Annotated in this window: 10 protein-coding genes; 6 read left to right on the forward strand and 4 right to left on the reverse strand. The window is 56.6% G+C overall.

Annotated features, from left to right (window positions below; translation table 11 throughout):
* Positions 1-87 precede the first annotated feature (87 nt).
* From EP837_RS14105 to EP837_RS14120, 4 genes are all read right to left on the reverse strand, one after another.
* On the reverse strand, positions 88-1,266 hold the full coding sequence (locus EP837_RS14105) for an acetyl-CoA C-acyltransferase family protein (protein WP_066529913.1): 1,179 nt from the start codon (positions 1,264-1,266) through the stop codon (positions 88-90).
* Between the two features lie 12 nt (positions 1,267-1,278).
* On the reverse strand, positions 1,279-3,351 hold the full coding sequence (locus tag EP837_RS14110) for a 3-hydroxyacyl-CoA dehydrogenase NAD-binding domain-containing protein (RefSeq protein WP_066529914.1): 2,073 nt from the start codon (positions 3,349-3,351) through the stop codon (positions 1,279-1,281).
* Between the two features lie 13 nt (positions 3,352-3,364).
* On the reverse strand, positions 3,365-5,098 hold the full coding sequence (locus EP837_RS14115; RefSeq protein ID WP_066529916.1) for an acyl-CoA dehydrogenase: 1,734 nt from the start codon (positions 5,096-5,098) through the stop codon (positions 3,365-3,367).
* A gap of 237 nt (positions 5,099-5,335) precedes the next feature.
* Positions 5,336-7,600, reverse strand: a complete 2,265-nt coding sequence (locus tag EP837_RS14120) for a TonB-dependent receptor (RefSeq protein WP_066529919.1) — start codon at positions 7,598-7,600, stop codon at positions 5,336-5,338.
* 246 nt (positions 7,601-7,846) lie between these two features.
* Between EP837_RS14120 and EP837_RS14125 the strand changes: the two genes are divergently transcribed.
* The 6 genes from EP837_RS14125 to EP837_RS14150 all read left to right on the forward strand — a co-directional run bounded on the left by EP837_RS14125 (position 7,847) and on the right by EP837_RS14150 (position 16,198).
* Positions 7,847-9,322 (forward strand): flavin monoamine oxidase family protein, encoded by a 1,476-nt coding sequence (locus EP837_RS14125; protein ID WP_197486392.1) that lies wholly within the window; start codon positions 7,847-7,849, stop codon positions 9,320-9,322.
* Between the two features lie 186 nt (positions 9,323-9,508).
* Complete coding sequence (locus EP837_RS14130; protein ID WP_066529921.1) at positions 9,509-10,792, forward strand: acyl-CoA dehydrogenase family protein; 1,284 nt, start codon at positions 9,509-9,511, stop codon at positions 10,790-10,792.
* Between the two features lie 34 nt (positions 10,793-10,826).
* The gene (locus tag EP837_RS14135; RefSeq protein WP_066529923.1) at positions 10,827-11,960 is read left to right on the forward strand and encodes a saccharopine dehydrogenase family protein; all 1,134 of its coding nucleotides are present in this window, start codon (positions 10,827-10,829) and stop codon (positions 11,958-11,960) included.
* Between the two features lie 8 nt (positions 11,961-11,968).
* Positions 11,969-13,528 carry an AMP-binding protein gene (locus tag EP837_RS14140; RefSeq protein ID WP_066529931.1) on the forward strand — a complete coding sequence of 520 codons (1,560 nt, stop codon included), beginning with the start codon at positions 11,969-11,971 and terminating at the stop codon, positions 13,526-13,528.
* Positions 13,529-13,546: 18 nt separating this feature from the next.
* The gene (locus EP837_RS14145; protein ID WP_066529940.1) at positions 13,547-14,785 is read left to right on the forward strand and encodes a thiolase family protein; all 1,239 of its coding nucleotides are present in this window, start codon (positions 13,547-13,549) and stop codon (positions 14,783-14,785) included.
* A gap of 63 nt (positions 14,786-14,848) precedes the next feature.
* Positions 14,849-16,198 carry an NAD(P)/FAD-dependent oxidoreductase gene (locus tag EP837_RS14150; protein ID WP_066529942.1) on the forward strand — a complete coding sequence of 450 codons (1,350 nt, stop codon included), beginning with the start codon at positions 14,849-14,851 and terminating at the stop codon, positions 16,196-16,198.
* The last annotated feature ends 5 nt before the right edge of the window (positions 16,199-16,203 follow it).

The raw sequence follows: 16,203 nt of genomic DNA on the forward strand, positions 1-16,203 counted from the left end.
AGCCCCTCCACTCGCTGAACACACCTGATTTTGTACGTGACAGCGGTTATTGGCCAGTTCAAGCGGACAACTCAGCTTTGATCTCTATCAGACCCGCTCCCAAATCGCGGCGATACCCTGTCCTCCTCCGATGCACATCGTCACCAGGCCATAACGGCTGCCGGTGCGCTGCAGCTCATAAACCAGCTTTGTCGTGATAATAGCGCCCGTCGCGCCAACAGGATGGCCAAGCGAAATACCGCTCCCGTTCGGATTGACCTTTGTGGGATCGAAGCCAAGTTCCCTGGTTACGGCGCAGGCCTGAGCAGCAAATGCCTCGTTAGATTCAATAACATCAAGATCAGCAACGGTCAGCCCGGCTCTCTCTAGGGCAATGCGCGTCGCGGGAACAGGGCCGATGCCCATATAGGCGGGATCGACACCAGCATGGCCATATGTGACCAGCCGGGCCAGGGGCGTGAGCCTCTGGGCCTCCACCGCCGCTTCGCTCGCCAGCACTACCGCCGCCGCGCCATCATTGATGCCGGATGCGTTGCCCGCAGTGACTGTGCCGTCCTTTTGGAAAACTGGCTTCAACTTGCCGAAATCCTCCGCAACAGCGTCGGCGCGGACGAATTCGTCAGTGTCAAACAGCATCGGCTTATTCCGCACCATTACTTCGACCTGTGCGATCTGATTCCGAAAATAGCCCGCAGCGATGGCGTTGGAGGCGCGCTTGTGGCTTTCATAAGCCAGTGCGTCCTGCTCCTCGCGCGAAATGCCGTAGCGGGCGGCGACATTCTCCGCCGTCACGCCCATGTGGATCGCTTGAAACGGATCAGTCAACGCACCAGTCAGCCCGTCTTGCAATTGTGTGTCTCCCATTTTCTGCCCCCAACGCGCAGCGGGTAGAAAATAAGGCGCCCGGCTCATGACCTCAGCCCCTGCACCAATCGCAAATTCACAATCACCCAACATGATCGACTGGGCTGCGGTGATGATCGCTTGCAGGCCCGACCCGCACAATCGATTGACGGTTAGCGCAGGGCTTTCCTGCGGAACGCCCGCGCCAATTGCCGCGATGCGTGCGGCATAAGCATCACGCGGTTCGCAATGGACAACATTGCCCAACACAAAATTGCCAACACGTTTCGCGTCCAGATGCGCGCGCTCGATCGCCGCCTTGGCAACATGGGCGGCCAATTCACCTGGCTTTTGATCCTTCAGCGATCCCCCGAAGCTGCCAATAGCGGTGCGCGCCGCCGACACCAAGAATACATTAGTCATGCATGATACCTTTTACGTGTTCAGATCCGAGAACTGGCGCTGCTCAGAGGCCAGCTGCTCAATAAGCGGCGCGGGAGTCCAAACCCAGCCGTTACGTCCCGATGAATAGCTACGCAGCCGCTCAAGCAGCTGAGGCAAACCGATCAAATCGCCTTGGAACATCGGCCCGCCGCGCTCACGCGAAAAGCCGTAGCCGTGGAGGTAGACCATATCGACGTCGACAGGCCGGAAGGCGATCCCTTCACCTACGATGCGAGCGCCCTCGTTGATCAACGCCAAGAGGCAGCGCTCGATGATCTCCTCGTTGCTGAAGGAACGGCGGGTGACGCCAAGTTCATCTGAATAGTCCTCGATCAGTCTGGTGATATCTGGATCAACCTTCGCAGTGCGACCATCAGGATAGGTATAAATGCCCTGCCCGGTTTTCTGGCCAAAACGGCCCAACTCGCAGATCCGGTCGATCACGCCCGAATAGGAACGACCCGGCTGCTCTATCGCGCGCCGTTTGCGTATTGCCCAGCCGATATCCTGTCCCGCTAAATCCATTGCACGACATGGCCCCATCGCCATGCCCCACTCCTCCATAGCTGCGTCGATCTGCTGCGGCAGCGCGCCTTCTTCGAGCATGAACCAGACCTGCCGCAGATACTCCTCAAACATGCGATTGCCGATGAAGCCATCGCATACGCCCGACACAACGCTGACTTTCCTCATACGCTTGCCCAATGCCATCCCGGTCACCAGCACATCAGGCGCCGTTTCGCGCCCGCGAACTACCTCCAGCAAACGCATGACATTGGCGGGCGAAAAGAAATGCAGGCCGACCACGCGCGAAGGAGCACGCGTCAGGTTAGCGATGGCGTCTACGTCAAGGGTCGATGTATTGCTGGCGAGGATCGTGTCGGGCCGTGTGACGGCATCAAGGCTGGTGAAAATCTTCTGCTTTACCGCCATATCCTCGAACACGGCCTCAATCACCAGATCGACGTCGGCAAGCGCATCAAGCGCTGTCGCGGGGGTGAAGGCGGCAATCTGCGCGTCCGCCACCTCGGCGCTGATGCGCCCCTTCTCAACGTCGCGCATAAGGGTCTTGCGAATCGTATCTTCCGCCTTGGCCAGCGCTTCGGGGCGCAGCTCAACCATTGTTACCGACAGACCCGCATTGAGCAGAGAAATAGCGATGCCCGTTCCCATGAGGCCGCCGCCAACAACTCCGACCTCACTAATTGTGCGCGGCTGCATATCCGCTGAAAGGCCCGGAAGTCGGCTAACCGATCGCTCCCCGAGAAAAGCGTGTCGAAGACTGCGAGAGGCTGGTGACAGCATCAGTTCGCCGAAGAGCGCTGCTTCCCGATCCAAACCATAAGCGAGATCGTCCGAAACAGCGGCCACGGAATCGATTATGAAAGCTGGGGCTTGGCTAAGAGTCGGAGGCAATTTGGCACGACGGCTCCCCACCGCCTCGGCGAGATCGCAGGGGACCGCCAAGTCGCCTGTGCGCCGCACCGAAAGTTGCGCCGTACGCGCGAATTCTAGCGCGGCTCCGACAACATCGCCTTCCACCAGCCGGTCGATCAACCCACGCTCCAGCGCTTGCTCTGCGGTCAGCGGCACACCAGACAACATCATGTCGAGCGCTGGACCGGCGCCGATCAGGCGAGGCAATCGCTGGGTGCCCCCCGCCCCAGGCAACAAACCCAGCGTCACTTCAGGCAGGCCCAACAGGGCTCCGCTCTGCGCCAGGCGATAATGCCCTGCCAATGCTAGCTCCAGACCTCCGCCGAGCGCCATGCCATGAATCGCCATGATGATAGGCTTGTCGCTGCCTTCGATCAGGTTCATCATCTCGCGCATTTCTTCAATCTGCAGCGGATCACCGTCGAAGTCGCTGATATCTGCGCCCCCGCAAAACATCGTCCCGGCACCTGCAATGATGATCGCTCGGCAATTGGGATCGTTGGCAGCCAGGCGCAGCATAGCGCCGATCGCCTCGACGAATCCCTTCCCCACCGATAGAGCGTTCACTGGTCCATTGGACAGGCGCAACAGCACGGTTGCGCCGTGAGGCACAATCTCAACCTTCATATCTATCTCCGGCTCAGAAAGCGTCGGTGGCGAGCGCCGTGACCGACTTCTCCCCCGCAGCGATAGCAGCAGCGAGGCTATGGGCTTGGGGCAATATTTTATCGGCGAAGAAATCAGCGACTGCGAGCTTGGCTTGATGTTGAGCCGTACCGTTTCTTGCTGCACCTGCCATACGTGTCCACATCCAGCCCATCGCCACCAGCGCGAACAACCGCAGATAATCTACGGATGCTGCTCCGGCGGCATCCACCGCCGCGCCTCTTAGCGCCGCAGTCGCTTCGCGGAGTAAGGCGAGCGCTTCGCGCGTTTTCTCCCCCACTTTTGTGCTGGGGCCGATATTCAAGTCTCCGCAGACCAGATCGAAAAAGCTCTCAACAACAGCGCCGTTTGCCATCGCCAGTTTGCGTGCCACCAGATCCATGGCCTGCACGCCATTGGTACCTTCGTAAATCTGTGCGATGCGGGCATCGCGAACATATTGTTCCATGCCCCATTCACGGATGTAGCCGTGGCCTCCAAAAACCTGCTGCGCCTGCACCGCGCTTTCGAACCCCATATCGGTAAACGCCGCCTTCACTACCGGCGTCAGCAAGGCGACCAGTGCGTCCGCCCGGACTCGCTCTGCAGCATCAGGGTGGGAATGGGCCCGGTCCAGTTGCAAGGCGGTCCAACCGGCCAGAGCCCGCCCCGCCTCGACAAAAGCGCGTATATTGAGCAGCATTCGCCTGACATCGGCGTGCTCGATAATCGCGACCGGCCCATGCGCTCCGTCTGCGCTTCGCCCTTGCAGGCGTTCTTTCGCATAGCTCGCCGCCTGGACATAGGCGCCGCCCGCAATTCCGAGCCCCTGAATCCCCACCATCAACCGCTCAGCGTTCATCATCGTAAACATGGCAGCAAGACCCTTATGTGCCTCGCCCACCAGCCATCCTGTGGCGCCATCATAGTTCATCACGCAGGTCGGTTGAGCGTGGATGCCCATCTTCTTTTCCAGCGCTCCGACCGACATCGTGTTTCGGACTGTGAAGCGCCCTTCCGCATCGGGGAGATATTTAGGCACGAGAAATAAGCTTATTCCCCTCACCCCATCCGGGGCGTCCGGCAGCCGCGCCAGTACCAAATGCACGACGTTCCCGCCAAAATCATGGTCGCCGGAAGAAATGAAAATTTTTGTTCCCGTGATCATCCAGCTACCATCGCCTTGCGGCTCAGCCTTCGTCTTAAGCAATGCAAGGTCAGTGCCCGCGCCGCTTTCGGTCAGCGCCATAGCGCCGGTCCATTCACCGCTTATCATTGGCGGCACGTATGTCGTCCGTAGCGCCTCGTCAGCGTGGACCATGATTGCCTCACAGGCACCGCGCGTTAATCCCGGAAACAGTGCGAATGAAAGATTCGTCGCCGACATCATCTCATCCAACCAGAGCTGAAGAACGAATGGCAGTCCCTGCCCTCCGTATTCCGGCGACGCAGACAGAGAGGGCCAACCGGCGTTTACAAAATCCGCCCAGGCGTCAGGGTATCCCGCTGGGGTGTGAACTTCGCCGTCAATCAGTCGGCTACCCGCTTCATCGCCATGCCGATTGAGCGGGTGCAACCGTTCTGCACACATCTTACCCGCTTCCTCGAGCACCGCGATGGCGAGGTCGGTGTCGACGTCCTTCCCCATTTCAGCCATAACGACGTCAAAGCTCAGCACTTCACTTAGCAAAAAGCGATAATCTTCAACGGGTGGAACATAGCTGAACATTCAAAGCTCTCCTCACGGCAAGGAGCACCAGCTCATGCCGTTCATGGACATCCGATTATTAAGGTTGATGGATGCGGCCGGCGACGCTGCGAGCCGGCAGCATCAATGCGCCCGGCATCCCATCCTTAGAAAAGTTTCAGTGCAATATGGATTTGCTGACCACAGCACGAGTGACCATCAGATCACTTAAACAGTGTTGGCCCGCCGGGTGAGTTATCCTTGCATTTAAAATATCAGCTAAAACTTGGCATCTAACGTCATCCCAAATGTTCTCGGATCTCCAAGGTGGATGTAGTCGAAGCCAAAGCTAGGACTCAGATCGATCGCGTAGCGATGATAGAATTTGTTGAAGATATTTTTACCCCAAGCGGAAACACCAAAACGATCATCAGCGAAACGATACGACAGCTGACCATTGACTAGCGCGTAACCCTTTTGCGCGATACGATCGGTATTGAAGAGATCGTAAAATTGTTTCGAGGTATAGCTTGCGTTCACATTGGCAGTCAGTTTCCCGGCAGAGTTATCGATAACATCCCAATCAACGCCTGCTGACGCGGTAAGCTTGGGTGCATTTGGTAGCCGGTTCCCGACCAACGGTTGACCACTCAGCACGCCCTCCCGAATTTTCGTACTTAGAAAACCTAGTCCGGCATTGATGCGCACCGAACTGACCGGACGCGCGATCAGTTCCAACTCGCCCCCAAGAATCCGCGACTTAGGGATATTGATGAGCGTCTGAATAGAAAGGTCATCGACATTTAATGCTTGCTGATTGCGATAGTCATAATAGAAGATCGCTCCATTCAATGTCACTGCTCGATCGAGGAACTGACTCTTGAAGCCGAGTTCATAGGCGTTCACAGTCTCAGGCTTGGCGACCGTCAACTCGGTCGGCGAGAAAAATGCCTGAGCATTGAAGGCATTAGCGCGATAGCCGCGGCTGAAGCTGGCATAGATCAGGTCGTTATCCGACGTTTTGAAATCAAGCCCAATTTTGCCCGTGATGGTACCTTTTTGAAACCTGGTTCCTGTCGTTGCGAAGGGATCGGTGGGATCTCCAGGCACCGTATTGGCAAGCGCCGTCCCATCGGCTGACAGCAACTGCGCGGAAAAGTCTTCGAGCCGGCCGCGATCATGGGTATAGCGAAGACCACCGCGCAAGATGATCTGATCTGAAATTTTGTAATTCACATCGCTATAAACGGCGTAACTCGTCTTCTTCTGCTTGTAATCGTTGTTGTAAGTGCAAGCGAGAAAGAAGTCCTGAAGGCAGTCGTTCGCGTCGATCGCCCCATCGCCCGTCACGTCGAGATCGTTGAAATATCGGTAGGTCGTACCACCTCGTATCGTCTCAGAATTATAATATGCCCCCAGGATGAAATTTATCGGCCCGGCATAATCGCTCGCGATCCTCAAGTCTTGCGACACCTGTTTGGCTTTACCCCTGTAATCAGATTCAAGCACCCGAAGAGGGCTTCCATCAGTATCTTCCGGCAAAAAGAGTTTGCCGTAATCATAGGAGGTCACCGATGTAATAGTTAAGCTGTCTGACAGTTTCCAGGTCCCGGTCAGAGCCGCGCCATAAGTACGCTGCCGATAGCGCTCCGCGTAGTTGCTTTCGATTTCCCGCCGCCCGATGCCGGTCCGGAAATAGCTCGAACCTCCAAACAGTTCGTAGACCCCCGCACCCACTCCTGCCGCGTCAGGACGAGCATAGATCCCGTAATTGAAAGGATTTTGCAGACTGGTTGACAATCGGAGTACGAAGCTCAGCTTGTCGCTGGGTTCCGCCAGAAAGGACGCACGTACGCCATATTGACGCACGGCATTAAGGTCGGGCTCTCCGGCAAGCTTGTTCTGATACCATCCGTTCGCGCGGGAGAAGGTGAAGGCAATGCGAGCTGCAACTTTGCTTCCCAAAGCGCCTTGCACGGCTCCATCAGCATCAAAGCGATTGTAATTACCGTAGCCGATTTTCAAATAGCCCTCGGTCTCATAGCCCGGCTTGCGGCTGATGAAGTTAATGGCACCGCCCGTTGTGTTCTTCCCGTAGAGAGTACCTTGCGGACCGCGCAAGACTTCGACCCTTTCGAGATCAAACATACCAAGAGGTAGCAAAGGAAAACTGCCTTTGTAAACTTCATCAAAATAGGTCGCTACAGGACCTTGCTGATTGACGTTGAAGTCGGACATCGAAATGCCGCGGAGCGAGAATATGGGAAGCGCGTCACCGCCTGCAGGAGACGCTTGAAGGTTTGGAACGGAGCCGGCTAGATCGCTCACTTGTTGAATGTGCTGGTTCGCCAGCTTATCTCCACCCAGCGCTGTGATCGAGACAGGAACACTCTGAAGGTTTTCGGAACGGCGCAATGCCGTTACGACGATTTCATCGGATTGCTGCGCACTCGACCCTTGTGGGGCCGGCTCTTGGCCCATTGCGGGAACTGCAAGGGCTGCTGCACAAACACCGGAAAACAGGCTGAGACCAAACTTGTTCATCTTTCCACCCCTATTGTGGCCAACCGCATGGGCATCATTCCGGCTGGATCATCAGGATCGTGCGAAAGTCACTCACCCTTTCCCAGCCTCGGAGGCGTCGGGATGTGACGGCCGAAAGTCGTAAGTACGGCCTAGTCATCAAGGGCAGACTCTCGTCATTTCCTGTTTTGATTTTCCTATAATGCATATTTACACAACGCCTGTCATCATAAATATTCAGCGTCGAATATGGACAGGAGAATCAGCATGCCAGATACCCAGAAACCCTCGATCCATCAGAACGTTAACAGGAGAACTGCTTTACTCACCTTCGGCATGGGAGCGGCCGTCACCGGCGCTGCGGGACGGGCAAGCACTGGCAAACGGCAAAGCGCAGGCGGTAACGAGTCGCCGCTTGACATCGCAATTCTCGGGGCAGGCCTTTCGGGCCTGACCTCTGCACGCGATTTGTTGCGTGCAGGTTGCGATTCTTTCATCCTCTTCGAAGCGCGCGAACGAGTAGGAGGACGTACCTGCAACCACGACATCGGCAACGGAGTCATCTCAGAAGGCGGAGGACAATGGATTGGACCCGGGCAAACAGCGATCGCAGACCTCGCGCGAGAGCTTGGCGTCGAGACCTTTGAGAGCTTCTTTCGCGGTAAGACCGTCTATTTGGTCGGTGACGAAAGAATCACGCAGGATGTTGGCACCGGCGGTCTGGGCAGTCACAATTCAACGATCGCAAAGCTAAACGAGATGGCGCGTAATGTTCCCAGCGAGGCACCTTGGACTGCGCCCGACGCAAACGATCTCGACCGGCAATCACTTGCGGACTGGCTTTCGACAAACACATTGACTGAGGAGGAAAGACTCACATTCAGCCTCTCAGCAAGTCTTACCTATGGAGCTCCGCCAGAGAATCTCAGCCTTCTACACTATCTAACGCTTATCAATTCAGCAAAATGCGATCTCGAAAAACTTGAGGCGATGGCGGGAGGCGCGCAAGAGAAGCGATTTGTCGGCGGGTCCTATATTCTCAGTGCCAAGATGGCAGATCAGCTTGAGGGCCATATAAGGCTGTCGTCCCCCGTACGCCGCATCGTCGGGTGGGATCGGGACATCGTTCAAATTCACACCGACAGCGGCACAGTTCACGCGAGACAACTAATCCTGGCGATGAGTCCGTCACTTTGTAATCAGATCCAATTCGATCCGCCTCTCCCCGCTGATAGATGCCGGCTGCAACAATCCTGGCCGACAACAGCCCGAATGCGGAAAGCCGTGCACGTTTATTCGCGGCCATTCTGGCGAGACAAGGACCTCAACGGCCAGATCATTCAGGTCGATGGACCCGTCGTCTGGTCTGCGGACAATTCTCCGCCCGATGGCTCCGTCGGCATAATAACGGCATTTGTTCGAGAAGGCTCACTGCCAACAGATGAGCGGAATGCGTCCGCTGCCCTGTCGACAATATACGCCAAGGCCCTAGGCGATGAAGCTCTCCAACCCCGACAATATCATGAGATCGATTGGGGAACCGATCCCTGGAGTCTATCCTGCACCTCGCCCTACCCGCCCGGCTTCCTCACCCGTTGGGGCAAAATCATGCGCGAGCCTACCGGCAGACTGATCTGGTCAGGGACCGACATGGCGCAACTTTGGCCAAGCTCGATGGATGGCGCAGTTCGGGCTGGTCATGCCGCAGCCTTGCAGGCCCTTCGTGCTCTAGTGAACAGCTGAAGAAGCTCAACAATAGTTTCTCATAACGATTGTTGTGTTAAATTCTCACTTGTGCTAGAGGAGACTCGTCAAACAAAATCAGGAGAAGGCTGCCATGGCTGGTTTCCAGCAGGGATCGAAGCTTATCAGCTTCGATGAACGGGCTTGCGCCCACTTCATCGAACGCCGCCGGTCAGGAGAGCGGCTATGATCACCCTTAAACCTAAGCTTACCCTTCCTGCTGTTGGGCTGTCTGGGTTCGAGACGCCTCTCACGGAGGAGGAAACCGCTATCCAGGATTCAGTCCATCGCTTCGCGAAGGACATCTTGCGACCTGTCGGACAGAAACTCGACAAGATGAGCCCCGATGAAGTGATCGCATCGAACTCGCCATTTTATGAAGTTTTTGCTGAATATGCGAAACTGGGTCTGGAGCCGGAGCTGCTCACAACCCTTCCGCCGGAAACGGCCATTCGTGTCGAAGCGCTGATCGGGGAAGAACTCGGCTGGGGTGACGCCGGTTTGGCTATCTCGTTGGGTGTCGCCGGGATCCCCATGCTCCTTTCCTCCGCGGTTGGAAAATCCGAGTTAACCGAGCTTTGCCAAGGCAAGATCGGCTGCTGGATCGTGACCCAGCCCGACCGGGGGAGCGATCCACAGATCTTCGACATGGCTCGTGAGTGGCCTGAAAAGCAGCCGGCCAATATCGGAAATCTCACCGCCAAGGTGATCGGCGACGACATCATCATCAACGGACAGAGCTCGGCCTGGGTATCGAACGGTTCCGTGGCTCAAATCGCGCTTGCACAAATCGTCGCTGACTATGGCGCCGGCTTCGTGGGTGAAGACGGACTACCGAACGGACTTTCAGTAATTGTGCCATTGGACAGCAAGGGCATCTCCAAGGGGAAGCCCCTGGCGAAGATAGGGCAGCGCTCATTACCTCAAGGTGAAATCTATTTTGACGACGTGCGATTACCGCGCCGGTTCGCGATTGCCGAGAAGGAAACCTATTACGGGTCGGGTAGCTCATCCTGGTCAATTGCCGGCACTTTCATGGGCCTGAACTTCACCGGGGTAGCCCGAGCGGCTTTCGAATTCGCTCTGCAATATTGTCACGAACGGCGCCAGGGCGGAAGGCTGCTCATCGATCATCAAATGACACGTCTTCGGTTGGGTGAGATGCTTCGCCGTGTTGAAGCGGCACGCGCCGTTTCACGCAGAGCACTCGCCTTCGCTCGGCTGTCGCCCATGACCCACCCCTATTACACGGCGTCGTCCAAGGTCACCGTGACGGAAGAAGCAAGAATAGTCGTCGACGAAGCTTTTCGACTTTTCGGTGGAAATGCGACCACTCTTGAATATCCAATCGAAAAACTGGTGCGAGACGTTCAGTCAGCCTTGATCGAGGATGGCGAAAACCGCGTCCTTACCATGCGGCTCGGACTCCTAGCGCAACAACTCTATGCCGAAGGTTGGTCTCATCCCTGACCGATGGAAAATACACTTCATTGAGGAATGTGAAATGGCTATATATCCTGTCGTTATTTATGGAGCGAGCGGCTACACTGGCATGTTGGTGATGGATTGGCTCATCGACCAGAATATCCCGTTCACCGCAGTGGCGCGCAATGTCGAACGCGCTAAAGAGATGATGGCTCAGCGTGTTGTTCGCCTCGAGTCAGCAACCTATGAGCTGGTCGAATGCAGTCATGACGTTGACGAGCTGACAAAGGTCTTCAACGGCGCTCGCGTTGTCTGCAACACAGTTGGACCATTCAATAACTTTGGAATTACAGCCGTCCAAGCTTCGCTGAACGCCGGATGTCACTACATTGATACGACGGGCGAACAGATGTTCATGCGACAGGTCCGCGATGAATATGGCGAACTCTATCGCCAGGCCGGTTTGCTTGTCTCGCCGTCGGTGGCCTACATGTACACCTTCGCGGAAATCGCGGCCGAACTTGCTCTTGAGATCCCAGGCATCGATGCCCTTGAAACTGCAACGTTGTGCAGAGGTCCACGCGGCAACACCTCGGGCGTGACCGTTGGGTCGACGGCCACAATCTTTGGCGGGTATCAGTATGAAGCTCAGTATCTTTGGGAAAACCAGCTGGTCGCCTACGATGCCTCCGCGTCGTTCAATATTGTCTCCCCCGACTTCTTCGAACCGGTTTTCTGCTTGCCTTGGGGAGGAACTTCTCTTCCCGTCTATTTTGAGCATGATCCTCGCGTCCGAAGCTGTGTTTCCGCAGTAGGATTCTACGATACAAAAGTAATGCGCGCGGTTCATGCCTTCGGCGCGAAATGGGAAGAGGAATACAAGCATCTTTCCAAGGATCAGCAAGATGCCGTGATCAATGGCGTCGTGGAGTCGACCACGCCGACCATGCCGCCGCGCGAACGCACAACGTTACAGCGAACCGTGGATTTCGCCATCGGCCGCGGTAACCTTGGAGCGGTACGGGCGACTATCCACGGGCAAACCCCCTATATCTCCACCGGGGCCTTGCAGGCGGCTGCTGTTGTCAAGCTGCTCGAAAACGACACAGCCAAGGTCGGTTTCGCCTCTGGTTCAAAGGCGCTTGGCCACCGCTACCTCCTTGGATTCCTTGAGCAGCGCGGCTTAGCTCGCGCCACTGTCTCGCAGCTCTGAGCCGTACAATGGGGATTATCGACTTTTTCGACCGTGGCTGGCGGATCAACCCCGAAGGGGTGGCCTATATCCAGGACGACCAGCGCTTCACCTTTGACGAAGTGAGAGCACTGTCATGCAAGATTGCCAACGCGCTCTTGGCGCAGCGCTTGCCTAAAGAGACCAAGGGCGCGATCTGGGCTTCCAATGATGTCACGGCGTGGACCTGCGCGTTGGGCCTGTGGCGTGCGAATATGTGCTGGATTCCAGTGGGTGCCCGCAACAGCATCGAGGAGAATGGGTATATCCTCGATGCCTTCGATTGCGAAGTCCTGTTCTTCCAGAAAGCCTTCGCAGCGGCTGTGGAAGCGCTGCGTCCTCAACTCCCGAAGGTGCGCTTCTGGATTTGTTTGGACGGAGAACTGGCAGACGCGCCTTCGCTTGAAAGCTGGATCAAGGACCATCCCGTGACGGCTCCACAGGTGGATTATGCGCTCGACGATGTCGTGGCGGTGTCGCCCACTGGCGGCACTACCGGGAAGCCTAAAGGCGTGATGAACACTCATCGCAGCGTCCAGACTTTCGTTGCGCAATTCATGGCTAACTTTCCCTATTCTGCTGATTCCCCGCCGGTCAACCTGGCAGCCGCGCCCATGACTCATACGGCCGGTACACTGTCGCTTCCCTGCACAGCCCGTGGCGGAACAGTCGTAATCGTCACGAGCCCGGAGCCAGCGACGCTGCTTGCGGCTATCGCGCAACACAAGGTGACAGAGCTCTTCCTGCCGCCAACGGTGATCTATCGCCTGCTCGACATTCCCGGGCTGTCCGAGAAGGTCGATTTCAGCTCGTTGCGTTACTTCCTCTACGGTGCGGCTCCCATGTCCGTCGAGAAGCTCAAGGAGGCCATAGCGACATTTGGACCTATCATGGCGGAAGCCTATGGACAGACGGAGGCGCCAGCAGGCATTTCGAGCATGCCTCCTGATGAGCATTTGCGCAACGGCGAGATCGCGCCCGACGACCAACTTTCTTCAGTGGGCCGACCCAACATCCTTACACGCGTCGAAATCATGGATGATAATGGCAGGATTTTGGGCCCCGGGGAGTCTGGAGAGATCTGCGTGCGCGGCGATATCGTCATGAAGGGTTATTACAAGGATCCGGAGAAAACAGCTGAAACAATTGTCGACGGGTGGCTGCATACCGGCGACATCGGCTTCATCGATAAACGCGGCTATCTGCACATCACCGATCGCAAGAAGGACATGATCATAACCGGTGGCTTCAACGTCTATCCAAGCGAGGTCGAGCAGCTTCTGTGGAGCCATCCTGCCGTGCAGGATTGCGCAGTGATCGGCGTCCCAGACGAACAATGGGGTGAAGCTGTCAAGGCTGTGGTCGAACTGAACAGGGGGCAAGCGGTTCAGGCCGACGAACTGATTGCGCTGTGCAAGTCAAAACTCGGATCGGTTAAGGCTCCTAAGAGCATCGACTTCATTGACGCCCTGCCGCGCAGTCCCGTCGGCAAGGTGCTCAAGAAGGACCTCCGCGTCCGGTACTGGGAAGGCGCAGGTCGGCAAATCTGACCGTCAGGAATTTTACGCATGGAACCGATTTACATTGCCGGTATCGCGATGACCCAGTTTGGGCGTCACATGGACCGGAGCCTTCAGCATCTAGCGAAGGAAGCGCTGGATGGCGCGCTAAAGGATGCAGGTGCTCGCCACGCTGATATTGGGACCGCTTATTATGCCGGTATCACGAATGGCCCCCTTCAAGGCCAACATTCAATTTCAGGGCAAGTAGTTTTGAGCAAAATCGGGATTGAAGGTGTTCCGATCTTCAATCTGGAAAATGCCTGTGCAACGGGAAGTTCTGCGATCAATCTCGCCGTTCAGAGCCTGCGTGCAGGCACGACCGACATCGCATTGGCTCTCGGCGTCGAGAAGATGAATGTGCCCGATAAAAGCAAAGCGTTCGCCTTGTTTGAAACGGGCTGGGACGTATCGCAGGCTGACGAGACTTATGCCCGCCTTGTCGCAATGGGCGAAGGCATTGAAGTGCCGGCGGGCACGGAGTCGGACAAGCCCTACAGCCGTTTCATGGCCATCTATGCCGCCTGGTGCCGTTGGCATATGAAGAGCTTTGGCACTACGCAGCGCCAAATTGCCGCTGTTTGTGCCAAAAATCATCAGCACTCAGTGCACAATCCTTGGTCGCAATTCCGCAAGTCCTTCACCATCGATGAGGTGCTCGCGGCGCCGCCTATCACCTATCCTCTCACCCTACCCATGTGTGCGCCTATGACAGATGGCGCGGCTGCAGCGATCTTATGCACTGAAGAGGGTCTGAGTCGGATCGGGGCTGATCGACCGCGCTGCGTCCGCATTGCCGCGAGCGTGATGCGGAGTTTTACACACAGGCGCGAGGACGAGCCGCAAAAGCATGTCAGTGCCCTGGCTGCGCGCCAGGCTTATGAGTTGGCTGGGCTCGGTCCGGAAGACATTGACGTCGCGGAGGTCCATGATGCGACGGCCATGGGGGAAATCCTGCAAGTCGAGAATCTGGGGCTTGCGTCGCTAGGGCAGGGCGGACCTTGCGCTGAACGCGGCGACTTCAGTCTTGGCGGTCGAGTTCCCGTCAATCCGTCGGGCGGATTGGAATCGAAAGGGCATCCATTGGGTGCAACAGGGATTGGCCAGCTCTTCGAGCTGACCACTCAACTCCGCGGCGAGGCCGGCGCGCGCCAGGTCGAAGGTGCACGCGTCGCCATACAGGAAAATGGCGGCGGGTTGCTGGGGATCGAGGAAGCTGCGGTGGCGGTTCACATCCTCACCCGATGATCGGTCATGCGCCGCAATTTAAATAGTCGGGTGAATGGAAGAGCTAATGAAGGGCACGGTTCTATGACAGCGCAGCATGGCAGTTATCGTCCAGTCAGCGGGTGGCTTGAACAGCCGCCTGTGCTTCAACCAGAGCTGGACGGCGAAGTCACTGCCGACGTTGTCGTTGTCGGGGCCGGGTTCGCTGGACTGTCCACTGCGCTAGAATTGGCGTCAACAGGCGCAAATGTCGTCATACTCGAACAGCACTTCGCAGGCTTTGGCGCAAGCGGTCGCAACGCTGGTTACTTGGGCGGCGGCCATGGCCTGGAACATGACCTATTTCTGAAACGCGTCGGCATGGATCAGGCGAGGAAGATAATTCGCTTCTATCAGACCGGCGTGTCCTACGTGGAAGAGAAGCTCGATAAACTTGGGATCGATTGCGATTATCGGGCAACCGGAAATATCAAAGCAGGCATACATCCGAGCCAGGAAAAAAAGCTCCGGCATAATATGCAGGTCGACATTGAACTCGGTGCACCGGCTCAGTTTCTAGACCGGGGAGACATGCGCGCGCGAGGAATTCCCCCTGCTTTCCAATTTGGTTATCTGATGAACAATGGAGGCACCCTCGATCCCGGCAAATATGTAATGGGTCTGCGGCGCACGGCAATCGCGGCAGGTGTTAGACTATATGAAAACTCGGCTCTCCTATCCTATTCGGATGGAGCAACCATCACCTGCTATACCGCCAAAGGGCGCGTCCACGCGCGGTTTCTTGTCTTCGCAACTAATGCATTCACCCCCCAGTTGGGGTTACTGCAAGACAAGATCGCGACAATGCGGGTCTCTGCCATCGAAACCGAGCCCTTATCACCTGAACAACTCAGCAGCTTGGGCTGGCCAAACCGCGAAGGTATCATCACCTCGCATCTTGTAATGGAAAGCCATCGTCTCACCGAGCGCAACAGCTTGGTGATCACCACCAAGCGGCTGCGTTACATGCGTCGCGGGCAGACGCCAAATGTGCCCGATGAGCGCGCCTACAGGGCGCTCACAGTAGCTCTACGGGATCGCTTTCCGACCTTGAATACACTGGGCGTCAAATTTTGTTGGAGCGGCTATATTTCCTTCGCCCATGATGCGTTGCCAGTCGTGGGTGAAACAGGAGCGCAGCAGAACATTTTCTATACCGCCGGCTGCTCCGGTCATGGCGTTGGCACTCAATCATTTATCGGCAGGTTGCTTGCCGATCGCATCCGGGGCGCCGAGAATGAACATCTCGCTGCCCTCCGCCATAAAACACCTTCGGTCCTACCCGAACCGCTGGAATGGGGAGTCATGTCATCCGTGCTGGGTGCTGCCCACAAGCTTGATGACTGGGTTAATCGAAAAGCTCGATCGTCTGCGAAAACAGCTCGCGCCGGTTGAAAAAG

Source organism: Sphingobium sp. EP60837, assembly GCF_001658005.1.
GTDB lineage: Bacteria > Pseudomonadota > Alphaproteobacteria > Sphingomonadales > Sphingomonadaceae > Sphingobium > Sphingobium tyrosinilyticum.